A 24,255-nucleotide genomic window follows, 5' to 3' on the forward strand; every position below is an offset into this window, starting at 1 on the left:
CTTAATCGCAAGTAATCCATATTGTTCCTTGCTAGCTGCTAGTTACCATACAGGCAAGAATGAGTGATCAGTATTTGATTCAGACGGAGGCGATCATCCGATCCCATTCCTTTACCAGACTCCTGGAAGCCTGCATAAAGCAACATTTGCGGCCAGTCAATCGAGGGAAGTTTTTATAGGCTAAGATCGGATAAGTCTTGCCGCAATGACGATCTTCAGCACCATTCATTGTCACTTGGAAAACAGGCTTGGCAAGTTTAGCTCTGCTGGCCACATTGATAGGCGTTCAGCCAAGCCAGTTAATGAACGACGCCACGAAAAGGCGACACCGCAATAGCCTTGAATTGCCAGTAGCAGGAAGCTTCGATGCATCAAATTGAATACAAATGGATCGCCCTTGCCGGGGCATTTATTACCTGCGTCGGCTCAGCCGTAGTTGGCATGGTCGCCTGGGGCATTGCGGCAACCATGATTGCAGTCGGCTGCGTCCTATTCCTTGCTGGCGTTATAGGTTGGTTTTTTAATGCGAACTAAAGTCTAGGCGCTCCTTACGCAAGCTTTTTACGCACATCGGGCGGCATTGCGGACATCGCGTCGTCGAACAATGTGGACACGGCCGCATGAATATCCGGGCGCTTATAGCTTTCCTCGACCCAGTTCTGGACGTCACGGCGGATTGCGTGAAAAAGATGCGCGCCAAACGTCGGGAATCGGACAGGAAGATCGCGCAGGAAACTGACTGCAGCTTCCGTGCGTTGTGTCTGGTGCCGGACGTGGTTTTCTTCGAAGAGTTTTGCATCATCCTCATTCAGGATCTTGACCGGACCGGTTTTAACACGCTCGATTTCGGTGGCGATCAACTGCGCGCATTTGGTGGCAATGGCCAGACTCATCCGTTCTTTGAATCCCTCGCCTGCTTCGGGGTCCGATTCAAGCAGCGTTAACGCATCGCCATCCGTCGCCGCTTCCAGCGCCTTCTGCAGTTCATTGGCGCGCGCCACGGCCTGTGGCTCCAGCGCTACGGTAAAGACCGTCGCCGCATTCCGTGCACCATACGCCTGCAGAGCCGCAGCAGCGGCACGTTGCTCGGGCGCCAATGTATCCTGCCGATTCTTCGCAAGCGCGCGTATTGCAGAATCGGGAGCGGACGTATTGGAAACAACGGCGGCGACCATGCTAACAATCTCATCGGCAAGCGCTGACTGGGCTGCCGGCTCCAATACCTTTTCAAAGCTCGTGTTCATAATGTCCTTTGGTTGTCTTCCGTCATTCATTGCTGACGGGATTGGGGCGATCGTAACGCCAACAGAAGTAGTGATACTGACAGGCGTTGTAGTGTTAAAGATCCACGTGGCCTGAAACAGAGGATGGTGCTTCCCGCATCTCGATCCATCACAAGTGCTTCATTCTTATCGTCAACCTTTTGCCAGCGCCATGCTATGAATAGGCATTCTTTTTGCATACCTGGACAAGATACAAGCCAATGCAAGGAGAATTCATGCATGCAGAGATCACCGCCTACCGTGGACGGCTCATCATTACATTGCTGACCGATCATTCGGTCCCAGGCGAAGTCCTTAGCTCTCAAGACAACCCCCGTTTTCCAGGTCATGTGATATACGACACTGGCAGACATCTGGGCGTTTCCAAAGAGGCGCTACGCTTGCTGCGTACGCTGCCTACCAGTAACGAAGAAGCCAGCGATGTGAACTGGTTCGAGATCGACGAAGACAAGCCAATGTTTTTCTGGCGTGGCGGCCGCTATGCAATATTCTCTCCCGAGTACTGCATCGCGGCGATGGAATTCAAGATCAGGAAGCATATCCTTATACCGAACCGGGTACCTGACGGCGCACGGGAACAACTCAACGTCTTGCCGCACGCCCACAAGCCAAAGGTAGGACTGCTTTCAGGCATCCCGCTATAGGAAGCAGCGTAATATAGAAATTGGCAATATCACTCAAGGGAGGTCAGGCGCATCATAAAAGTGAGCAGTATTGTTGATTATTAACTTCGTGTTTTCTGAAGGAAAGCCATTGCACGATGTACTGAGCGCGATTGAGAACCGGCAACCGATGTATAGCGAGAGCTTATTTCTGGCGCAATGGATTCGCTCACATCGGTTGAATTTGCTTGCCAGTGCTCGATCGGACAGGAATACAAGATAAAGAGGAGCGGAAAGCTCTAACTTAGTACGGCACGTATATCATGGAGAGTCGCCATGGCTAAGTGATATTGCCGGAAAAGTCAGCTGACACTGCAACTTATTAACTGTCAGTCAAATCCTAACATCTAGGAAGTCACTCTCAGTAAAGCGTCAGCCTTACTCGTGTTGTGCAGCATGCGTGGCAAAAGAAAATGATATCCCGCATCAATGAGCCAGTTCCCGCACCTCAATTTTCCAACCTGCTACGGCTGGCGGCAGACCTTTGTGGCGTGCCAATGGCGCTGGTGACCTCCTATACGGATGGAAAGATTACCGTTGAGTGTCAACACGGCATCAATAGCGTGGCCGATAGCGGCTTCTGCGCACAGGCCCTGCTCCAGGATGATCTGCTCGAAGTGCGGGATGCGTCGCAAGATCTGCGTTTTCGTGATTTGCCACAAGTGCGCGGCGCGCCATTCATCCGCTTTTATCTCGGAGCACCGCTAATATCGCCGACTGGCCATCGGTTCGGCACGTTGGGCCTGCTAGATGTTCGCCCAAGAACGATAGATTCGGCGCAACGGGAGCACCTGCGCACTCTCGCGCATCAAGTCATGATCCATATGGAATTGCGGCGTCAGCACAAGTCACTGGAAGAGCTGGCCAGAGAACTCGATCTTGCCAATCGACGGTTGGCGGAACAGGCAGAGCATTTGAATCAAGCGCAGCATATTGCGCATGTGGGAAGCTGGAAATATTTAATCCACGACGACCATCTTGTTCTTTCCGACGAAATCCTTCGCATGTACGGACTCGCCCCCGGTGAATTTTCCGAGACGATGCGGGCGTTCATCGACCTCGTGCACCCGGAGGACCGGCTCGCAGTCGAGTCGGCGAAGGATGCCGTATTGCGCTTTGGGCATGCAACTGTGCAGTGCCGTATCGTCCGCACCGACGGTGAGGTGCGCTATTTCGAGATTATCGGCCAGATGTTCATGCACGACGGTGGACCAGCCTACATGGCCGGCACGACACAAGACATCACCGATAAAAAGGCAGTCGAAGACAAAATCCGGCAGCTTGCCTATTACGATCAACTGACCGGCCTGCCGAACCGCCGATTCGTACTCGACCGCATTGATCGACTGACTGCAATCCGCCGTCGCGTTGCTCATGATGGCGCGGTGCTATTCATTGATCTGGACAACTTTAAGACTCTCAATGATACGCATGGGCACGACAAGGGAGACATGCTGCTTAAGCAGGTCGCGCAACGGCTGCTGTCATCAGTGCGCCAGTATGACTGTGTCGGACGCTTCGGCGGCGATGAATTCGTAGTGCTGCTGGAATTGATTGGCGATGATGCGCTCGACGGCGCTACGCACGCACTGCAGGTCGCCAAGAAAGTGCTGAATGCGCTCAATACCCCCTTCCAACTCGATACCTTACCGTACACGACAACGCCGAGCATTGGCATTGCGCTGATCGATGGTGAAATGTTGTCCACCGGCGAACTGCTCAAGCGTGCAGATATGGCCATGTATCAGGCCAAGGCCGAAGGCCGCAATGCGATCTGCTTCTTCAATCCGAATATGCAAAACGCAGTCAATGCCCGCGCGGCCCTTGAAGCCGATTTGCGCCAGGCTCTGGCTGAGCATGCGTTTTATCTCGAGTACCAGCCACAGGTAGACGAAACGGGACACATTAACGGTGTTGAAGCCTTGTTGCGCTGGCAGCATCCACAGCGAGGGCGCGTCCCACCGTCGGAGTTCGTCCCGTTCGCAGAAGAATTCGGCATGATCATGGAGATAGGTGGCTGGCTTGTCAGGGAAGCGTGCCGACAACTTGTGCAGTGGGCTCACGCCACCGCGACGCAGGACCTGGTGTTGTCAATCAATGTCAGTGCGCGCCAGTTTCACCATCCTGCCTTTGTCAGCCAGATCACAGAAACACTGGCTGACACAGGGGCCAATCCGTCCAGGCTGAAGATCGAAATTACCGAGAGTATGCTGATTCGCAATTTCGATGACACCCGCAAAAAAATGATGGTACTTAAGGAACTGGGTATCCGATTTGCGCTGGATGATTTTGGCACAGGCTATTCATCATTGGCTTACCTGCAGCAACTACCGCTCGACCAACTTAAGATTGACCAGACTTTCGTGCATCATGTTATGACAAACAAAAACGATGCTGCCATTACCCGTTCCATCATTTCACTGGCGCATAACTTGGGACTATCGGTAATCGCCGAAGGTGTAGAGACGGAAGAGCAGCATCAATTCCTGGCTAGAGAGGGGTGCGGCCATTACCAGGGTTTTCTATATCATGAGCCGTTGACAGCACGTATGGTCGAGGTCCGGATGGACGACACCCCTCACCATTAATCCCCGGTGAATCGATGACGCCTTCTTCCTGCAGTTACCGGTCAGAAGGGCACCGTCGGGCTATTCAGGATCAGGCAGCTTCTTTAGTGGCAACTGCTCGCTGGTTAGACAGATAGACGTTATCCGGTTCGATTGCCCGGCCTTCTTTTACCGCGGCAATCCAGTTCTTGGTAGACGTGACGGCAGCAAAGTTGGAATGGAACACGGTGCAAAATACGCGGTGAATTTCTTCGGCGCTGGCTTTGCCCGCGGCGTTCTCATAAGGGAGCGAGCCGGTCGCATCTTCCAGGACTTCAACCTTTAATCCGGCGTGGGAAGCATGAAAAATTGTCGCAGCATCACAGTTATGCGTCATGTAGCCAACAACTGTAAGCGTATCGATGGCATTGGCTGAAAGCCACTCTGCCAGATCCGTTCCGGCAAAGGCACTTGCCATCGTCTTGTTGATGTGATGGTCGGCTGGCCGGTTTGCAACTTCTGCATGGAGTTGCCAGCCATGCGACCCTTTGGCAAATATCGGCGCGCCCTCCGGCACATCGTGTTGAACCACGATGACAGGCACACCCGCGGCGCGCGCGGCATCCATGGCAAGTCCGATATTGTTAAGGGAAGTCGCCGTCGGTGGATACTCGATCTTAAGGCTGCCAGCGAAGTATTCGTTTTGCACATCGATAACGAGCAGTGCGCGCCGGGGGGATGTAGACATAGTGTTCTCCTGATAGAAATATTGAAATCGAATCGGGATGTATGCTTTCCGATAGGTGGCATTCTCGGTTTATTGGTCATAAAACGATAGCGGCCCAAAGGCCATTATCCGATATAATTGGGCCATGACTCGCTCAAACTTAACGTCCCGACCGATCAAGGTTAGCGTCATCGCCTTTGATGGCATTACACCATTCCATCTCTCTGTGCCATCGTTGGTGTTTGGCAATGTTCATTCCAATGCGACGCCGGCATTCAATGTCATTGTGTGTGCCATGGCCAAGGGGCCGATACGGACGTCTGCGGGCTTTAGCATTGCGATTGAAAACGACCTCTCGGTATTGGAGACGAGTGACGTCGTCATCATGCCATCCTGGCACGATGACTGCCGCGAAACGCCGCTTGCACTGCTCGACGCTCTGCGTCGTGCACACAAGCGAGGATCCCGCATGGTCGGCCTGTGCCTGGGCTCATTCCCTTTGGCGGAAGCTGGCCTTCTGGATGGGAAAACCGCAACGACCCACTGGGCAGCGGCTGACGTACTCGCAGAGCGCTTTCCAAAAGTGAAAGTGGATCGCGACGTTCTGTATGTCGCGCAAGAGGACGTCCTCACCTCCGCGGGAGTTGCTGCTGGTCTGGATTGCTGTCTGCATCTGCTACGCGAAACATGTGGCGCCGAGATGGCTAACAGAGTGGCCAGGAAACTTGTCATTGCACCGCATCGCCAGGGAGGACAGGCGCAGTTCATCGAAAGACCCGTCCCGGTTACAAACAGTGATAATCGCTTTTCCCAGGTTCTCGAGTGGGTCACTCAGCATCTGGAGAAAGAACACAGCATTGATTCGCTCGCCGAACGGGCTGCCATGAGCCGACGAAACTTCACCCGGCACTTCAGACAGGCGACTGGAGCCTCGTTTAAACAGTGGCTATTGAACCAACGGTTAGCGCATGCGCAGCGGATGCTTGAAAGTGGCGATGCATCTATTGAAGTTGTAGCTCAGAAGGCAGGTTTTGGTACGTCCCTCTCTTTGCGACAGCATTTCAAGACTGTGTTTCGGACTTCCCCGTCGGCTTACCGCGCCTTGTATCGGTCGCCTACCGCAACGGAAATAAGCTTGGAATAAATGTACCTGCCATTCTTAACTATGCGGAAATTGAACTGCTTCCACATACATAGAATAATCGAGGAAGCGTTTCCGCTTCCTTGATCATCACTTCAAGTGATTAGTGCTGATAGTTGCCAATGAGTGCCAGCAAGAATTTTCCTTGGCACACCGTGCTGACGTCGCCTTCTTCGATATTGGCATGCCCGGCATGACGGGATATGTCAGGATCGTCGCGGTGACCGGCTGGGGGACCGACGAAGATCGCGGTCGATCGAAAGACGCTGGTTTTGACAGCCACTTCACAAAGCCGCTTTCGTCTGCAGCCATTACCAAATTTATCGACGAATTATGAAATCCGGCAGCACCATATGCCTGAGTAAATTTTCTTGATCTATCCACGCAGGCAGAAAAAGAAATAATTCAAGGTGATTGGCGGCAGCGACAAAATTCTGTAAAAATGGCCGCCATGACCAAAAAGCCCGATTTCGCCGCGTTATTTGAGGCGTCGCCATATCCATATTTGCTCATCGCTCCTGACCTGACGTTGATCGGTGCGAATCCAGCTTATCTAAAGGCAACCGGTGCCAGCGCCGACGCCATTCTGGGCAAACATATTTTCGAGGCTTTTCCGGTAAACCCTATTGATCCCGGCTCGACGAATATGAATGAAGTACGCAGGTCGATAGAACTTGCCATTTCAACGCGCAAAGCGCATACCAGCCCGCTGCTGCGCTACGCTGTTCCCGAGCAGTCGCGGGAGGGCACCGTCTTCGAAGAACGTTTCTGGAGTGCGGTCCATACACCGGTATTCGATCAGCAAGGCAACGTTGCATTCGTTTCACAAAATGCTATCGATGTGACCGATCTCTATCGCTTTGACGCCGCAACGGATCAATTTTTTCTGAAACATAGCATTGATGCAGTACCCGATATTACCGAACGGACCCGCCCGCAGCTGCATGAAGCGTTGACGCGCATCCTGAATGCAGAACGCACGCTGCTTCAGACTCTGTTCGACCAGGCGCCTGGCTTCATTGCCGTCCTCACCGGTGAAGCACATGTGTTCGAAATGGCTAACAATGCCTTTTACCAGTTGGTTGGGCAACGTGACTTGATCGGAAAAGCACTCTGCAATGCATTACCGGAGGTTGCCAATCAAGGCTTCGGGCAGACTCTGGCAGACGTTTACGCGTCCGGCAGGCCGATCGTGCTACGCAATCGAAAACTGTTGGTGCGGCATGAGGAAAATGCGTCACTGTCTGAACGATGGGTAGATATGGTTTTCCAGCCCATTGTGAATAACGAAGGAGTAGTCTTGGGCATTTTCGCGCAAGGCCATGATGTAACCGGCGCTTATTTCTCCAGTCTCGCGCTCGAAGAGAAGGTGAGGCAGCTGGAACACGCCAAGGCGCGCCAGACGATGCTGTTAAGGCTTGGCGATCAGCTGCGCAGCCTTTCCGACGATTCGGACGCGATGATGACCGCCGCAAGCCAGGAGCTGGCCACATTCCTGGATGTGCCGCGTGCCGGATACGTTGCGTTCGATGAAGACTCCAGGAAAGCACTGGTCGTCAATACCTATGCTGATCTAAGCCGCGTACCGCCATTGCCTCTGGTTGTCGAACAGCCGGACGAGTATGGCCAGTCGGTGATGAATGATCTGAGAGCGGGTCATCACATTATGGTCGATGATCTCGAAGCGGATCCACGCACGGCCGGAGCTGTCGCGCAAGCGCATGCAAAGATTGGCGCCAGGGCAACGCTGGCGGTCCCGATTCAGCGTCATGGCCGGTGCGTTGCATTTATGTTTGCGCATGATGATAAAGCCAGGCATTGGTCTGAGGATGATGCTGAGCTCATGCATCAGACTGCTGACCGGACCTGGGAAGCAATCGAGCGTGCACAGGCCCTGCTTGCCTTGCGTGACACTGACCGGCGCAAGGACGAGTTCCTGGCCATGCTCGCGCATGAACTGAGAAACCCGCTTGCACCGATTGACGCTGCTGCGCAACTGCTGCAGATGGTCAAGCTCGATGAGGAGCGTTTGCGGCAAACGAGTGAGGTGATCGGCCGTCAGGTGCAACATATGACAGGCCTGATTAATGATTTGCTGGATGTGTCTCGGGTGACGCGCGGCTTGGTCAAACTCGACACCGAGACGGTGGACATGCAGGAAGTCGTATCCGATGCCGTCGAGCAGGTCAATCCGTTGCTACGGGCGCGAGAACATCAGCTGGTACTGCATATGGCGCCGCAGGCACTGACAGTAAAAGGTGACCGCAAGCGGCTGGTGCAGGTGATCGTGAACATCCTGAACAATGCTGCCAAGTACACCAGTGAAGGCGGCCGTATTGCCCTAAAAACCGAGGTGACAGACGATCGTGTGATCGTGGAGATGAGCGATAACGGCATTGGCATGACGGCGGACATGGCCAAGCGTGTATTTGAACTCTTCGCCCAAGCCGAGCGAACGTCTGATCGCTCCTCCGGAGGATTAGGGCTTGGTCTTGCACTGGTCAGAAGTTTGCTTGAGCTGCATGGTGGTACGGTGACTTGTTCGAGTGACGGACTTGGGAAAGGCAGCACCTTTCGCGTGTGCCTGCCGCGCGTGAAGGAGACTGGTCAACCTGGCGGTGGCCAGGTTCCCGCAGAAGCTCTGCAAGCACCTTCCGGGGCATTACGTATATTGGTAGTCGACGACAATACAGATGCCGCCGAGATGCTGGCAATGCTACTGCGAGCATTAGGTTACGAAGTGCTCGTAGAGCATGACCCGTATCAGGCATTGCAACGGGCAAAGGAAGACAAGCCACACGTATGTCTGCTTGATATCGGTTTGCCGGGGATAGATGGCAATGAACTGGCTAAACGCTTGCGTGGAATGCCGGAAACCGAAACTGCTTTGCTGGTTGCTATAACTGGGTACGGCAATCCGCATGACCATGAAATTGCACTCGCCGCCGGTTTCGATCACCTTCTGGTAAAGCCTGTCGAAATCACAAAGCTTGCTGCAATCCTTGCTGGTATGGGTGTGAATGAACGACTGCGACGGGAATCGTAAAAGCACTTGACGGTAAAGCACTTGACCGCCCTCTTGCTATCCGACTGGTTTTCCCAAAACTCGGGCAAACTGGTTTCGTACGATGGCATAACACTCACAAGCCAGCTTCTCTAAACCGGCACGGTCCCGAATCTTGATAATGCCACGATGATAGTCAAGCAAACCCGCCTGCTGGAATCGCCGGGCGACCAACGTAACGCTTGGACGATGGACGCCAAGCATGTCGGCCAGATACTCCTGAGTCAACTGCAATTCATCCCCCTGTACCCTGTCATGACTAAGCAGGATCCATCTAGCGAAACGCTCCTCGGTGCAATGTAAACGGTTGCATGCCACGGACTGCGACACCTGGCTTAGATAAGCCTGGAGAAAACGATAGACCAGCCGACGCAGTTCACTTTTCTCCTCGATAGCCTGTTTGAACTTCTCCGTTGGCATCCGAAGGCTTTCTCCCGGGATCTGGCATACCGTGGTTTCCGTTGCGATTGCGCTTCCGGTGAGCACATCGACTGGCGATATGCCTTCATTTCCAATAGTACCCACTTCTACGGCGGCGCCGTTTTGCATGACCGCGAGCACGGAATGACATCCGGAGAGGGGGAAATAGACATATCGAATGTCACCATCGCGCTCAAACAAAACCATACGCATTGGCGTTGGCACACGCTCAAGCCCGGGCTTGAGAGCCTGATATTCTGCTTCCGGCAGGTTCGACAAAATGTGGTTGCTGCATTCCGACGCGTTCGCGGGAACTCTTGTCATTCCTTTTCCTTGCCTGATCAAGTTGGCGGTAAAGACATAAGTCGTTGTCTGTACAGTTTTGTACCGACGCCAATTACCAAACTGCTTACATTTCCGTTTTTGAAATCTTGAAACGACATACGCTGTGAGGGCTAGACATAGCGCAAGCAAGCATCGGAAAGGTATAAATGCGGTTGGCAGAGTTTATTTTGATCAATATGGAGCCTATCCTGCAAAGATGGGAAGACTTCGCCCGCAATCTGCAGTCTTCCTATCGCTTAATGGATGTCCTCGAACTGCGAGATCATGCGAAAGAGATCCTGGAAGAAATAGCGGCCGAGCTCGCTTATCCTGATCATGAACGTAAACTGGACCTGCAGGGAAATACCCCTGCCGAGGTCCATGCAGATACACGCGCGGTATCAGGGTTTACGGTCGACCAGTTATTGTCAGAATTCCGTGCATTGAGGGCTAGCGTCCTTAACCTCTGGTCCCAACGTAAAAAAACCGCCACATGGTTTGAAGTCGAGGATATGTCCCGGTTTAATGCAGCCATCGACCGAGCGCTGGCGGAATCCGTCGCAAGGTACACGGAAGCGCAGCGCCAATCGCAAGACATCTTCCTGGGTATCATCGGCCACGATTTGCGAACGCCGCTCTCCGCCATCAACATCGGCGCGACCTACCTGATGCGTTCGGAAGATGCTGATGCCAAGCTGATTCAGCTTGGATCGCGCATGTTCACCAGCGCGGTGCGCATGCAGGAAATCATCGATAATTTGCTCGATTTTGTACGAAGCCGTAGCGGTGGCGGGATTCCCATCCTCCTGGATGCTGTGGACCTTCGTGTGGTTTCCGAGCATATTGTCGACGAGTTTCAGGTATCGAGCCCCGGAGCAGTCATTCGCGCCGAAGTGACTGGCGATGTAAGGGGGCGCTGGGACGGCGCAAGGATCGGGCAGGTCTACCAGAACCTGATCGGCAACGCGATTCAGTATGGAGCAAATACGCCGGTCTCCGTGGTCACCTGCGGAAATGACGGTGAAGTAGTTATAACAGTACATAACGACGGCCCGCCAATTCCGCCGGCCATGCAAAAAAATATTTTCGATCCAACACGGCGCGGCTTGAGCATTTCAACCTATTCCTCAAACCGTAAGAATATGGGTCTTGGTCTATACATTGTCAGGGAAGTCGTCAAATCGCATAGTGGAACCATCGAAGTGAGCTCGAATGAAAAAACAGGTACCACTTTTACGGTCCGTCTTCCAAGGTTAGCCGAGTGACGCTGAGCTCTAAGTCAGTGCCTCCACGCAAATAAGCGTCTTTAGGCGAACCTGTCTCTTCTCGCTGCAAAGACCAACTTTGCATTCTTGGGCAGTACTGATCGGCCCTTACGGCCCTTAGTCACAGCGCCCAAATAGCTCTAAAAATTTCCTGGCGAGTGCGTCAGAGCAAAACGCTCCCGGTTCGAAGCGAGCCTCGCCATGGAACATTTTGTTTAATCGGTAAATCTTCCTGTGAAGAAGAGCTCTGGGAAGTCACCTCCCCAAACAGAAACCCTAGCTGAGATTCGCTTGCCTTTGTTTCTTGTAAAGAAGCTATCTCAAGCAACTTTCATCACATGAAATGGTCAGTGTGACTACAAACAATAGGCGTAGAAGCAATGTCGAAAGATCATCCCCATTTGGGAGCCGAAGCTCAGTCGGTGTTGTTTGAACTGGAACAATACAAGATACTTGCCGAATTAGATGACGCAATCCGTCCTTTGGTCGACTCCGAAGAGATTACCCATACCGCTGCAACCATTCTTGGTCGCCATCTCGGTGTCAACAGGTGCGCCTATGCCTACGTCGATCCCGATCTAAGCAGTTTCACTGTGACGGGAAATTTCACCGATGGGGTTGCCAACATCGCGGGGGAATATGAAAGCGCTGCTTTCGGCACCGAATTTGTACGGCAAAGCCAACTGGGCGTCCCGTATATCGTAGAGGACGCGGAAACCGATGACCGGGTCGGAGATGTTCGGCAAGCTTATCGGCAAACCCAGATACGCGCCGTTATCAGTGTTCCCATTCTTAAGGCCGGCAAGTTTGTTGCCGGTATGGCCGTGCACCAGGCAGTTCCTAGGCGCTGGCGAGAACACGAAATAAAACTCGTGAGATCCGTCGCCGAGCGCTGCTGGGAGTCAATCGAGCGAAGTCGTATCGCCGAGGAACTGCGTAAGGCTGAAGAGCGTATTCGTCGCAGTCATGACTATTTGCGCTTGCTGATTAACTGTACCGAGGAAGGCTTCTATTCTGTCGATCGTGAAGGAGTGACGATCATGTGCAACGCCGCTTTCTTGCGGATGCTTGGCTTTCAGCGCGAGGAAGACGCAATAGGAAAGAAGCTGCATGACATTATTCATCACTCCCATCCGGATGGCTCCCATTACCAAGTGGCCGACTGTCCGATATATCTGGCCGCAAAGGATGGCAAGCCGGCATACGTTCAGGATGAAATGTTCTTTCGACAAGATGGCTCCCGCTTTCCTGTCGAGTACCGGGTACAACCGGTGTGGCGAAATGAGAAGCTCGAAGGAGCGGTTTGCACCTTTATTGATTTAACGGCACGAAAGAATACCGAGAAGGCACTGCAGAAAAGCCAGGCGCACTTGCAATCATTGTTCGAGCAGACTGCCGCTGGTCATTGCGAGACGGACCTCACTGGGTTGATCCTGCGAGTCAATGATCGTTTTTGCCAAATCGTTGGACGGACCCGGGAAAACTTGCTGAATTTACGCATGCAGGACATTACGCATCCAGACGATCTTTCTCAAAATATGTCGTTGTTCAAAAAGGCCATTACCTGCGGAGAGCCTTTTGAAATTGAAAAGCGGTATGTGCGTCCGGATGGCACCAGCGTATGGGTTAACAACTCCGTAAGCCTGATCCGGACGGCGGGCGAAGAACCAAGCTCGACAATCCTCGCGGTCACACTTGATATCAGCGCGCGCAAACGCGCCGAAGAAGCGCTGCGCGACGCAGACCGCCGCAAGGACGAATTCCTGGCCATGCTAGCGCATGAGCTGCGCAATCCAATGGCGCCGATTCTTGCGGCAGCTGATTTAATGGAAGTCGCTCAACTGGATGAAGAGCAAGTGAAGCAAACCAGCAAGATCATCTCTCGTCAAGTCCGACATATGACCGGACTGGTCGATGACTTGCTGGATGTCTCACGCGTCACACGTGGTCTGGTCAAGCTGGTGAAGGTCGATCTGAACGTTAAGCATGTCATCGCCGGTGCGATCGAACAGGTCCGCCCGCTCCTTGAAGGTAAGCGCCATCGTCTTACCCTGGACCTGGATCCGGAACCGGCGCACGTAATGGGCGACCGGAAGCGGCTGGTACAGATTCTGACAAACCTCCTCAATAACGCAGCCAAGTTCACGCCGGAAGGTGGCAGCCTCCATGTGACCATGCAAGCCCCGGACGGGCGTGTGATCCTGCGCGTGTCGGACAACGGAATCGGGATCAGCCCGGACCTTCATCCCCGCATTTTCGACTTGTTCACGCAAGGTGAGCGTAGTTCAGATCGCACCCAAGGTGGCTTGGGGATCGGCCTGTCATTGGAAAAGAGTCTGGTGGAAATGCATGCCGGGACAGTCACATTTCACAGTGAGGGTATCGGTAGAGGCAGTGAATTTATCGTTTCCCTGCCACGCCTCATGCAACAGGAGGAACTCACCCCAAAGCAGCAGGAGATGGGACGCATTATCGCGACAGGCAGGAAGAGGCGCATTCTGGTAGTCGACGACAATATTGATGCAGCACAGATGCTGGCAATGTATCTGCAAGTCGCGGGCCATGAGGTATTTATTGAGCACAGCTCCCAACGCGGATGGGAGCGTGCCAAGATGGAATCGCCAGAGGTGTGCATATTGGATATCGGCTTGCCGGAGATGGACGGCAATGAGTTGGCCCGTCGTCTACGGGCGGAACCGGCAACGGCCAAGGCTGTATTAATTGCAGTTACAGGTTATGCGCAGGAACAGGACATTGAGCGGGCCTTGGCGTCAGGGTTTGACCATCATTTCGCTAAGCCGGTCGATGCGGGCAAACTGCTCGTGTGGATATCCTGATGGCGGAAGGGAGTGGGAGTCGAACCCACCAGACACGCCATGCGCATCTCGCCGAATTTGAAGTCCGGGCGCTCCACCGGGATACGATTCCCTTCCGTTTTATTTTGCGATGCCCAATATTACCTCTTCACGCACTATCCTGCGCTACCGAGAAATCACTTTGCGTCTGCCACCAGCAAAACGCGTGATATGCAGTTCATCCATGAACTCAAGCACTTCAATAGTGAGGTTACGTCCAATCCCAGAGCGGTCACGAAACGATGCTGCTTCGAACGATCCGCTTTCCGATTCCGCAGCCAATTGTGTAGCAATACCTGCCAGGCGTTCCAGCGTTTCAGGTAGAAAGTATCGGTTCTTCGCAACGCGCACCAGATGCCCTAGACGGCTTGCGCGTTCGAGGAAATCGACAAGCATGTTTTGACTCATGTCGAGTTGTCGCGCAAGATCGCCGACGATGGGAGGGCGCAAGCCTGTGCTGATTAACACGGCACTTACCTGGTCAAGCAGCGCGGCATCCTCAGCGGACAGTACGGCTTGATGAGTTTTAAGACGAAGGCTTACGCCCTGCTTAACGACAATGCCATCATCGCATAAGGACTTGCAAGCTGCGCGCCAGGCAGATGGCAACCTGTGCAATTGCAGGCGTGCTGCCAGCGCGGCTTCAGTCGGTCCAAACGAAGAGGGATCATCGCGATGCCATTCGCTCAAAGCCAGCGTGACGCGATCACGCATCAATGCCCACCGATCCGCAGCGATCCCGATCAGTTCGCTGGCATCCTGAAAACGGATCATGGCATGTGCTTCAAACAGAGCCACCTGCTCATCCGGAGTCAGGTTCCATGCTTGTGCAAACGCCTGCAACGGCACACCATCCGGACTGATCGCAAGCAAGGCATTGAGTGCGTTTTCTGGCGTTGTGCTTTCCATTGCCGTCAACCGCGCCAGGCGTTCGGGTTTCGCACGGCCTCGACGTGCGCCGAATGGATCAACAATCCAACCCCCGCCAATGGTTTGCCGCGCCGATTGGTCTCGCAAGACAAACCGGTCGCCGTGCAATGCGGGAATCGCACGGTCAAGCACGAGCTGTGCAAGTCCCGACTGTCCCGGCTTGATCTCACGCGAGTCCAGCGGCGCGACCCGGGCATTCACTACCATGGCACCGATATGCAAGTGCACAGGCGTCCAATGTGCGAGCGACGATTTCTGCGACGCGTGAACGATAAGGTGAACGTCAATACGTTCGGTCGGTGCATGGGCGGATGGCGCAACAATCCAGTCTCCACGCTCTATTGCAACGCGTTTGAGTCCCCCTCCCGCAAGATTGAGCGAGCAGCGCCGTCCGGCAAGCGCACTATCCGCCGGTCGGTTGTGCTGATGGATACCGCGAATGCGTAGCGTCTCGCCCTGCGGTGAAACGATAACTTCGTCTCCGACATGCGCCGCTCCCGAAGTGACCGCACCAGTGACAATCAAGCCGGCCCCAGGTAGCGTAAAACACCGGTCAACCGCCATCCGAAAATTTCCTGATATCGCCATTCGAGGCATCGCCCTGGCGCTGGAAACCAGATGGTTCCGCAACGCCTGCACCCCGTCGCCCGTCGTCGCAGCCAGCGGGAAGACAGATGCGTCTTGCAGCGGTGTGCCTGATAGCAGGGTTGCGAGTTGCGCTGTGACTGCATTAACTCTTTCCGCAGGCACGCGATCAATCTTCGTCAGTGCCACCGCCCCACGCCGAATACCAAGAAGTTGCAGAATCGCCAGGTGTTCGTCAGTCTGCGGCATCGGACCATCATCGGCGGCGACAACCAGAAGTGCAAAGTCAATCGCAGCGACGCCGGCAAGCATGTTGCGAACAAAGCGCTCATGTCCGGGCACGTCGACAAACGCCAGCGGTTCGTCACAACCGAAGTCCGCATAGGCATACCCCGGTTCAATGGTCATCCCGCGCTGTTTCTCTTCCTTGAGACGGTCGGTATCAATCCCTGTCAATGCCTTGACCAGCGTTGTCTTGCCATGGTCGACGTGACCTGCGGTGGCGATAATCACGTTGCCGATGCGCCGTCAAAGAGCGCCATGAAATCCAGTTCGGTTTCAAGGCAGCGCAAGTCCAGCAGGAAGGCGCCGTTCGCGATGCGACCGATGACCGGCACTGGCAGCGAACGAAAGCCACTAGCGATCTCCTCCAGCAGCCGGCCTGCGCGTCGCCTTTCACCGGAAGGTTTAATGCGCAATCCAAAACTTGGCAACAGATTCATGGGTAATGAGCCACTGCCTATCTGACTGTCGAGCGGCACCACCTCCACGTCACCATACGCACTGGCCCATCGAGCAACAGCAGGCTGTACCCGGCGAGCGAGCGCTTCAATATCATGTGCAGGCCGTGCAAGAAGACGTAGAGTCGGCAGCCGCTGCACCAGACGGTCGGGATCGGCATACAGCCGCAGAACCGCCTCCAGCGCGGCAATCGTCATCTTGTCGCAGCGCATGGCTCGCTTCATTGGATTCTTCTTGATGCGTGCAATCAGATCGGCTCGCCCAACGATGATGCCGGCCTGTGGTCCGCCAAGCAACTTGTCGCCGCTGAAGGTCACCAGATGAGCGCCCTTCGTCAGTGTTTCGGCCGGGGTCGGTTCGTGTGGCAAGCCAAACCGCGTCATGTCCACCAGGGTGCCGCTGCCCAGATCGACGACAAACGGCAGCGCCTTGGCAGTAGCCACACCCGCGATCAATGCCTCATCCACCGCGGCCGTAAAACCTTCAATCCGGTAATTGCTGGTGTGCGCCTTCATCAGCAACGCGGTTTTGTTGCTGACTGCTTCCACGTAGTCACGCAGGTGGGTCCGGTTGGTCGTCCCTACTTCATGCAGTTTGCATCCTGCGCGCGTCATGATGTCTGGCAAGCGGAATGCGCCGCCGATTTCGACCAGCTCGCCCCGGGATACGATGACTTCCTTGCGCAAAGCCAGCGTATTCAGTAACAGCAATACCGCCGCTGCGTTGTTGTTGACCACGGTCGCTGCTTCCGCGCCGGTAAGCCGGCACAGCCATGATTCAATATGGTCATCACGGTCGCCGCGCGCTCCGGTGCCGAGGTCGTATTCCAAGTTGGATGCGCCCGATGCCGCCGCGACCATTGCCTCGATCGCTTCCGGCGGAAGTGGCGCGCGGCCGAGATTGGTATGGAGGACGGTCCCGGTCAGGTTGTAGACTTTGCGCAATGACGGCGAGAGGAAAGTTGCCACCCTGTGCGCCACCCCCTCCACGATGGTCTCGTCACTGATGCCGCTGCTGGCATGGGCGTTTGATGCCGTGCCGCCGTTGTCATAACGTTCACGCTGTGCGGCGAGTTCCGCGCGTACACCTTCGACCACCGCTGTACGGCCGTGCGCCGTGATCAGCGCTTCGATGAGCGGCCAGTTAAGGACACGATCCACCGATGGCAGGCGAAACCGGGGGGCAGAGTCGGCGACCGTCACGTGGCGCCTTCCCTGCGCTTGGTATTACTTTCCGGCGATACCGCGCAGTATCTGCTCAAGGGCCTGATCTGCAAGGGTACGCAGTTCGTCGTCGGTACGGTCCTGGATCGGATGGCGAACGAATACCATCGCCGGGTCGAACCCGAGCACCTTGGACTGCAATGCAGCCGCTTGTTGAAACTCCGTGGATGCAATCGCTACTCCAGGAATGCCTCGACCTTCGAGGTCTGCAATGTCATGCATACAGCACGACGTGCAAGACCCTCAGTCGGCCAGGCCTTCAATAAGAACGTTGCATTCCGCGGCGATCTGCTGCTTGAGCGCAGTCGGCGCCACACGCGTAAACGTCGGCTTGCGGTACCGCCTGACGGCGATGCCGCGTGCGGCAAGCTGCTCATCGAGACGATCAAGGAACACGTTACCGCGCGCCTTGGAGATGTCGAGAATGCCGACGGTCAGTCCTTCGAGACTGTCCGGCCGCGCAAGTAACGGGCGCACGGCCGGTGCTCGTTCCGCCGTAGGATCGAGCAGGACGGTGGGTTCTTTCATGAAAGAATCTCCTTGGTGACAGGTGTGGAGCCGACCGGGCCGGATGCGGCCCAGCCGGCAATGACAGCCGAGAATAAACCGGCGGTGCCGCCAGCGCGGACGATCAGCAGACCGCCCGGCCGGAATTTCGAAACGATGGTGCCCGCGAGCGCGGCAGGCAAGCCTTCTGCTATGCCGCCCGCACCGGCAATCATGTCATCCGCAGGCAAGCTCAGTAGTTGCTCCAGTTCTTCGCGCAACCGAGCTTTCGACCAGCCGGCTTCAATGAATACGCGGCAATGCTCGGGCGAGACGACGAGCACCGCGTCACCGGCCATGGCAAGTTTTGGGTGATCGACCGCACGCAGGGAAAGCGCGAAGCTGCGGGCCAGCGATTCAGGCGTTCGCGATTTCTGGTCGACGATACCTTGCACGCCTTCGCCGGCGAAGAGCGTGACGGTGGATGCACCGGCTGGAAAGCCGCGTTCGACTGACAAGGTTTCCCATGCGGGGTCTTCGGCTTCTGCAAAGCAGAATGTGTATTTGCCGGGCGTGCCAAGTGTCGCGCGGTCGAGTTCGCCGGGACGCCCGCCACCGACGTTACGTATCACCAGTTGCAACGCGCGACCGATTGTGGCATTGGCGCGGTTGCCCTGACCGAGGGCATTGACGCCGGAATTCATGCCGATTGCTTTTGCGACAGGACCATTCACGATGATCATCGGCCCCGCGAACATCGTGGTGCACAGGATGCCATGCATGGCGAATTCGTCGACGAGCACCGCTTCCACCGCCGCCAGTATGACTGGCAGGTATTCCGGCTTGCATCCGGCCATCACTGCGTTGATCGCCACCTTTTCAACGGTACATTCCGCCAGATCAGGCGGAATCATTCCAATAACTTCATCCGGCTTGCGCGTGGTGCCTGCCAGCATGCGCAGAACGCGTTCGCGCGTCGGTGGAACGACTGGCAAGCCATCGGTCCATCCGCGCTCATAGCAGGTTTCGATCAGGTCTTCCGAAGCTGCGATCTCAACCCGTCGGGAGGTAAAGCCGGGATTGCCGTAACGCACAACAAGCGATTCCGCGATACCCGGTTCCAGCGTCTTTGAGCCACAACCGGGGCGCAATACCGGCAAGCCCTCGCCGAGAGTGGCATTACCGGTAAGACGCTGCCAATCATCGCGATGCCAGCCATACGTACGGTCCACCTCGACACCGTTCTCGATACGGATCAGGGTCGGTACGACTTCTACATTCAAACGGAAAGAGTGTTCAAGCGTCTCGTCGTAAACCACATTGGCGACTCCATGCGCAAAATCTTCTGTGTCCTGCACGTAAACAGTCAGCGGGAGCACTGAATCGGCAAGCAGTGGCAACAACGGCTCCACCAGCGCGCATGTCGGGCATTCGCGCTTGGCAACGACAATCAGTCCCTCTGGCATGGTAGTCATCAGTCGCTTTTCTATCTTTATATTATCTCGTGCAGGTCTGGAAAGCGGAAAATGCCAAATATACTATCGCAGATGCTGAAAATCTGTTTTGTTGCGTTGCGGATCTGTGAAAAAGCGTTTTAAATATGGCGCAGTGCGGCTGTTCTGGAACGCGGCCACCTGCGCAGGTGTGCCTGATACCACCACCTTTCCGCCCTCATCACCGGCGCCCGGACCGATATCGATCACCCAGTCACTAGCTGCCAACACGCGCATATCATGCTCGACGACGATGACTGTGTTACCTGCATCGACAAGCCTGTCGAGTTGGACTACCAGTTTCTCCACATCGGCGGGATGCAGACCCGTCGTCGGTTCATCAAGGATATACAGTGCGTTGCCGCGTGTCGCACGCTGAAGTTCAGTGGCGAGTTTAATGCGTTGCGCTTCACCGCCCGACAGTTCGGTAGCCGGTTGACCAAGCCGGAGATATCCCAGTCCGACTTCACGCAGCACATCGAGAGAACGATGTATGCCGGGCTCGTCGGCAAAAAATTCCCATGCCGCATCGACAGTCATGTTGAGCACGTCCGCGATGTTCTTTTCCCGGTATTTGATTTCCAGCGTCTTGGCATTGAAGCGTGTTCCATGGCAGGTAGGGCAAGGCGCGTAGACGCTTGGCAGAAAAAGCAGCTCAACCATGACAAAGCCTTCGCCTTCACAGTTTTCGCACCGCCCTTTGGCAACGTTAAATGAGAAGCGCCCAGCGTCGTAGTGACGCGCACGCGCTACGCGCGTGGCAGCAAACAACTTGCGCACGTGGTCGAACAAACCGGTATAGGTGGCGAGATTGGAGCGCGGTGTACGCCCGATCGGCTTCTGATCGACCCTTACCAGGCGTTTGATTTTCTCCATGCCTTCGATGATGCGTCCGGAAATCGCGGATGGAGCGGTCTGCTCCAGTCCGTCCGCTTCTTCCAGGTCTGCCGGCAGGTGATTACCGAGCGCAGTTGAGACCAGATCAACGAGTACCTGGCTTACCAGGCTGGATTTTCCGGAACCAGACACGCCACTTACGGCGGTCAGTACACCTAAAGGAAACTCCGCATGCAGATTGCGCAGGTTGTTTAGGTTGACTCCGCTCAAGCGCAGCCATCCCTGTGGTTCACGTGGCTCGCGTGCAATTGCCCTTTCCTGTGCAAAGAGAAAGCGAGCTGTGTGTGATGCCTCTACTTTTGCCAGGCCTTGAGGCGGACCGCTATAGAGAATTTCGCCGCCGTTCTCTCCTGCGCCGGGGCCGACATCTACAATCCAGTCGGCGTGACGTATGACGCCGAGCGCATGTTCGACGACAAACAGGGAATTGCCACTCCCCTTTAATCTGTCCAGTGCTTCAAGCAGGGCTTCGGTATCGGCAGGATGGAGTCCCGCGGAGGGTTCATCCAACACATAGACCACGCCAAAGAGGTTGGAACGAACCTGGGTCGCGAGCCGAAGCCGCTGCAATTCCCCTGGGGAAAGTGTCGGCGTGCTTCGCTCCAGTGTCAGGTAACCGAGACCGAGCGCAAGCAATATCGACAGCCTTGCAAGCAAGTCCTCGGCAATGCGTTGGACTGCGATCGCTTTTTCCGGATGCGCCTTGGCCATCTTTGCCCACCCTGGCGTACTCGCTTTTGCATAAGGGCCAAGCAGCGCGGCAAGCTGCTTCAGCGGCAGGCGGGATAATTCGGTAATATCGTGACCCGCGAACATCACGGACAGTGATTCTCGACGCAGCCTTTTCCCCGCGCAGAGCGGGCATTCCATGCTCACCATGTATTGCGACACGCGCTTCTTCATGGATGCGCTTTCTGTGTTCGCAAATGTCTCAAGCACATAGCGTCTCGCACTGGTAAACGTACCCTGATAGCTCGGCGTGTCCTTACGCTTGATTGCGCGTCGCACCTCTTCAGCAGTGAAGCCGGCATAGACCGGCACTACCGGCTGTTCATCGGTAAACAGGATCCAGTTACGCTCCTTCTTCGAAAGTTCGCGCCATGGCTTGTCGATATCGAAGCCCAGGGTCGTGAGAATATCGCGCAGGTTCTGGCCATGCCATGCCGTAGGCCAGGCCGCTACCGCCCTTTCGCGTATGGTCAACGTATTGTCAGGGACCATCGATTGTTCGGTCGCTTCATACACGCGTCCCAGGCCATGGCAGGTGGGACACGCTCCTTCTGGCGTGTTGGCCGAAAACGACTCGGCATAGAGCAGCGACTGCCCTTCAGGATAGGCGCCAGCACGGGAATACAGCATGCGGATCGAGTTGGATAACGTGGTCACGCTGCCAACGGAAGATCGCGTAGTCGGAGCACCCCGATGCTGCTGCAGTGCCACTGCCGGCGGCAGGCCATCGATCTCGTCGACCTCCGGCACCGGCATCTGGTGAAACAATCGGCGCGCATACGGTGAAACGGATTCCAGATATCGCCGTTGCGCCTCCGCATAAAGCGTACCGAAAGCCAGTGACGATTTGCCCGATCCGGAAATCCCGGTAAAGACGACCAAGGCATTTCTCGGGATATCAAGATCAACGTTTTTCAGGTTATGTTCGCGTGCTCCGCGTACACGGACAGAACCGGTTGCGTCGACTTCATGAGGCGCGGGTGCCTTGTTTTTATTGTTCTGATACATGTGACTTCCCTCTGCCTCCTTTAAATGGTCGCGTCAGCTATTGCCAAAGCGTGATCACCCGGCTAAGCCCTGACATTGATAGTTCAGCCAGGATGACACCACGCTATGGATGCATATGGGACATGTCAATTTACCAATCGTTCGCTTGAACAACGCTTCTCAGATTCTCAGGATCGGAGGCTTGATTGACATCCAAGCGGTTCACAGATGACGTCGTTACCATCACTATGATCGGAAGTGAAACAAATTGCTCTTTGCCTTGCCAGCCATTATTTATTATCTACGCGTACCTTATAAGCCCGAGCCAGGAAGCGTACTCATATTGTTGCTGGCCCTTGCTGGTATCGAACTCATTGTATTCACGTTCCTGAACGCACTTGTTTCGCTTGAGGCGGGCGCATGGGTCGCAGGCATTATCTGGGTAGGAGCGTGCATTTGTGGCTGGGTAACGCCTTCCTTGGCACGTGCAAAAGCAGGTCGAGAGTATCTCGATTAATTCAGTTTTCTTCTTCCAGCCTTATCCTCAGCATGATGAGTTCAAGATCTTCCAATGTCGGCACGGTATAAATTGCATCGCGGTACTTTTCCTCAACGACGCATCGCACGACAAGGACGAGCACCGCAAGCAACCCGAGTGACGTAAAGAGCAATAGCCCTGCCAAAACACTATCCACAGTGCTTCCCTGAGTTAATTTTGATAATTCACTGTAGAAACGATGCTAACCATTACAAGCCGGTTCGCCAGTACATTTGCGTACTTTCAATAAATATTGAGATCTAGTAACTTCCTGTCTGGTTGTTTAAGCCTTTGCCTGGACGCATTCAGCCATGCTGAACGCGCGATTTCCTTAATAAATAAAGAGAGTGCCAAGTTCTCATATAGTCAGCACTGGCGTCGGCCCCCGTCAGGTACGCGACAAGCTTGGCCATGAATCGCTCCGTACTACCAGCGCCTATCTGCATCCTACGCACGACGTACGCCAGCGTGAGGCCGAGGCGCGACACAAGATCAGGTAATGAGAGAACGTGGCAGACCGCAGCGTTAACGCCAGGTCGGCGTGTGCGTGGGCGCGGCGAGAATACAAGTGTTTGTTTTCAGTGATTGTTGTCCTGAACTGTGTCCGACCGCAGCCGACACTTGGAGACTGGCGCTCTCCCTACAAGATCGAAAAGTCACACGCTGGCTCGGATAAATCTTTTATTTTCAATGTGTTGCGCGAATAAAGGCAAATCGTCTTCCGACTGGCATAGCTCGTGCTGAATGTCTCGCGAGTCCGAGACACTGCTCATAGACCATCGGGCTCTATCTAGCCATGTATCGTGCCAGCCATCGACCGATGGCTAGCCTGTTAACCTTTAATCTGGAGAATGAATATGAACTTCCGCAAACTGTTTGCTTCCGTCGCCATCCTAAGCGCCAGCGCCTCTGCTCTTGCACAACAAAGTAATTACCCCTTTGTTGAGTTCAGCAGCTTCCAATCGTCCAAGACGCGTGCAGAAGTCATGGAGGAATTAAAAGCCAGCAAGGCAAGCGGCAACGATGTCGTCGGCGGCAGTGAGTACGTCGCGCCTGACCTCCATTTCAAGTCGACCAAGAGCCGTGACGAAGTGATTGCGGAACTGCAGGAAGCCAAAGCTGCCGGCACCTACGCACAACAAGACTTCGACACGCAGTATCCAGGACGTCCAAGCTACGCCGGCGCCAGCGTCAGCGCCAGCAGTCGGCTTGCAAGCTCAGGTCAATAAGCAAGCAGCGCATAGCGGCATGCCTGGTAAAGCGCCGCTTCCACGGGACGCTTTACCGCTCTGTGCATTCTCATTCATGTCACGCGCTTCCCGTCACGCCACCCACCACTGGAAGGACTACCCCGGTGAT

19 protein-coding genes and 1 tRNA gene are annotated in these 24,255 nt (G+C 54.9%); 10 read left to right on the forward strand and 10 right to left on the reverse strand.

Going from position 1 to position 24,255, the window contains the following annotated elements:
* Positions 1-366: 366 nt before the first annotated feature.
* A complete protein-coding gene (locus tag ACFQUU_RS12480) occupies positions 367-534 on the forward strand; it encodes a hypothetical protein (RefSeq protein ID WP_156397028.1) in 168 nt (55 codons plus the stop codon).
* Positions 535-548: 14 nt separating this feature from the next.
* Here ACFQUU_RS12480 and ACFQUU_RS12485 read toward each other — a convergent pair whose 3' ends face one another.
* Entirely contained in the window at positions 549-1,244 is a 696-nt protein-coding gene (locus ACFQUU_RS12485) for a hypothetical protein (RefSeq protein ID WP_382247502.1), read from the reverse strand.
* Between the two features lie 254 nt (positions 1,245-1,498).
* On the opposite strand from ACFQUU_RS12485, the gene ACFQUU_RS12490 reads away from it, so the two are divergent.
* The gene (locus tag ACFQUU_RS12490) at positions 1,499-1,927 is read left to right on the forward strand and encodes a hypothetical protein (RefSeq protein ID WP_382247504.1); all 429 of its coding nucleotides are present in this window, start codon (positions 1,499-1,501) and stop codon (positions 1,925-1,927) included.
* Between the two features lie 431 nt (positions 1,928-2,358).
* On the forward strand, positions 2,359-4,533 hold the full coding sequence (locus ACFQUU_RS12495) for a putative bifunctional diguanylate cyclase/phosphodiesterase (protein WP_382247506.1): 2,175 nt from the start codon (positions 2,359-2,361) through the stop codon (positions 4,531-4,533).
* A 70-nt stretch (positions 4,534-4,603) separates the two neighbouring features.
* On the opposite strand, the gene ACFQUU_RS12500 is transcribed toward ACFQUU_RS12495, so the two are convergent.
* A complete protein-coding gene (locus ACFQUU_RS12500) occupies positions 4,604-5,239 on the reverse strand; it encodes a cysteine hydrolase family protein (protein ID WP_382247508.1) in 636 nt (211 codons plus the stop codon).
* A gap of 124 nt (positions 5,240-5,363) precedes the next feature.
* Here ACFQUU_RS12500 and ACFQUU_RS12505 point away from each other — a divergent pair, with 124 nt between their 5' ends.
* The 3 genes from ACFQUU_RS12505 (at position 5,364) to ACFQUU_RS12515 (ending at position 9,405) form a co-directional block, all read left to right on the forward strand.
* Positions 5,364-6,362, forward strand: coding sequence for a GlxA family transcriptional regulator (locus tag ACFQUU_RS12505; RefSeq protein ID WP_382247510.1), 999 nt, complete (start codon positions 5,364-5,366; stop codon positions 6,360-6,362).
* 103 nt (positions 6,363-6,465) lie between these two features.
* Positions 6,466-6,696, forward strand: coding sequence for a hypothetical protein (locus ACFQUU_RS12510; RefSeq protein ID WP_382247512.1), 231 nt, complete (start codon positions 6,466-6,468; stop codon positions 6,694-6,696).
* Positions 6,697-6,810: 114 nt separating this feature from the next.
* Complete coding sequence (locus ACFQUU_RS12515; RefSeq protein WP_382247514.1) at positions 6,811-9,405, forward strand: ATP-binding protein; 2,595 nt, start codon at positions 6,811-6,813, stop codon at positions 9,403-9,405.
* 36 nt (positions 9,406-9,441) lie between these two features.
* Here the strand turns inward: ACFQUU_RS12515 and ACFQUU_RS12520 are convergent, their stop codons facing one another.
* Positions 9,442-10,122 (reverse strand): Crp/Fnr family transcriptional regulator, encoded by a 681-nt coding sequence (locus ACFQUU_RS12520; protein WP_382247516.1) that lies wholly within the window; start codon positions 10,120-10,122, stop codon positions 9,442-9,444.
* A 212-nt stretch (positions 10,123-10,334) separates the two neighbouring features.
* Here ACFQUU_RS12520 and ACFQUU_RS12525 point away from each other — a divergent pair, with 212 nt between their 5' ends.
* A complete protein-coding gene (locus ACFQUU_RS12525; RefSeq protein WP_382247518.1) occupies positions 10,335-11,432 on the forward strand; it encodes an ATP-binding protein in 1,098 nt (365 codons plus the stop codon).
* A 380-nt stretch (positions 11,433-11,812) separates the two neighbouring features.
* Positions 11,813-14,269: a PAS domain S-box protein gene (locus ACFQUU_RS12530; RefSeq protein ID WP_382247520.1), complete on the forward strand. Its 2,457-nt coding sequence runs from the start codon at positions 11,813-11,815 to the stop codon at positions 14,267-14,269.
* Here the strand turns inward: ACFQUU_RS12530 and ACFQUU_RS12535 are convergent.
* The 7 genes from ACFQUU_RS12535 to ACFQUU_RS12565 form a co-directional block, all read right to left on the reverse strand.
* Positions 14,270-14,365: transfer RNA gene (locus tag ACFQUU_RS12535), tRNA-Sec, on the reverse strand.
* A 48-nt stretch (positions 14,366-14,413) separates the two neighbouring features.
* Entirely contained in the window at positions 14,414-16,315 is a 1,902-nt protein-coding gene (gene selB / locus ACFQUU_RS12540; protein ID WP_382247522.1) for a selenocysteine-specific translation elongation factor, read from the reverse strand.
* Positions 16,312-17,745, reverse strand: a complete 1,434-nt coding sequence (gene selA, locus ACFQUU_RS12545; RefSeq protein ID WP_382247524.1) for an L-seryl-tRNA(Sec) selenium transferase — start codon at positions 17,743-17,745, stop codon at positions 16,312-16,314. The genes selB and selA overlap by 4 nt, the downstream gene beginning before the upstream one ends.
* Before the next feature lie 24 nt (positions 17,746-17,769).
* Positions 17,770-18,294 (reverse strand): UGSC family (seleno)protein, encoded by a 525-nt coding sequence (locus ACFQUU_RS12550; RefSeq protein WP_382247526.1) that lies wholly within the window; start codon positions 18,292-18,294, stop codon positions 17,770-17,772.
* Positions 18,291-19,727 carry a thioredoxin family protein gene (locus ACFQUU_RS12555; RefSeq protein WP_382247528.1) on the reverse strand — a complete coding sequence of 479 codons (1,437 nt, stop codon included), beginning with the start codon at positions 19,725-19,727 and terminating at the stop codon, positions 18,291-18,293. Before ACFQUU_RS12555 ends, ACFQUU_RS12550 begins: the two co-directional genes overlap by 4 nt.
* Before the next feature lie 63 nt (positions 19,728-19,790).
* Positions 19,791-22,379 (reverse strand): excinuclease ABC subunit UvrA, encoded by a 2,589-nt coding sequence (uvrA, locus tag ACFQUU_RS12560; RefSeq protein WP_382247530.1) that lies wholly within the window; start codon positions 22,377-22,379, stop codon positions 19,791-19,793.
* Between the two features lie 497 nt (positions 22,380-22,876).
* A complete protein-coding gene (locus tag ACFQUU_RS12565; protein ID WP_382247532.1) occupies positions 22,877-23,053 on the reverse strand; it encodes a hypothetical protein in 177 nt (58 codons plus the stop codon).
* Positions 23,054-23,243: 190 nt separating this feature from the next.
* Here ACFQUU_RS12565 and ACFQUU_RS12570 point away from each other — a divergent pair, with 190 nt between their 5' ends.
* On the forward strand, positions 23,244-23,396 hold the full coding sequence (locus ACFQUU_RS12570) for a hypothetical protein (protein WP_382247534.1): 153 nt from the start codon (positions 23,244-23,246) through the stop codon (positions 23,394-23,396).
* A gap of 357 nt (positions 23,397-23,753) precedes the next feature.
* Positions 23,754-24,125 carry a DUF4148 domain-containing protein gene (locus ACFQUU_RS12575; RefSeq protein ID WP_382247536.1) on the forward strand — a complete coding sequence of 124 codons (372 nt, stop codon included), beginning with the start codon at positions 23,754-23,756 and terminating at the stop codon, positions 24,123-24,125.
* The last annotated feature ends 130 nt before the right edge of the window (positions 24,126-24,255 follow it).

The organism is Herbaspirillum sp. GCM10030257 (genome assembly GCF_042666555.1).
In the GTDB taxonomy this organism is placed as follows: Bacteria; Pseudomonadota; Gammaproteobacteria; order Burkholderiales; family Burkholderiaceae_D; genus Noviherbaspirillum.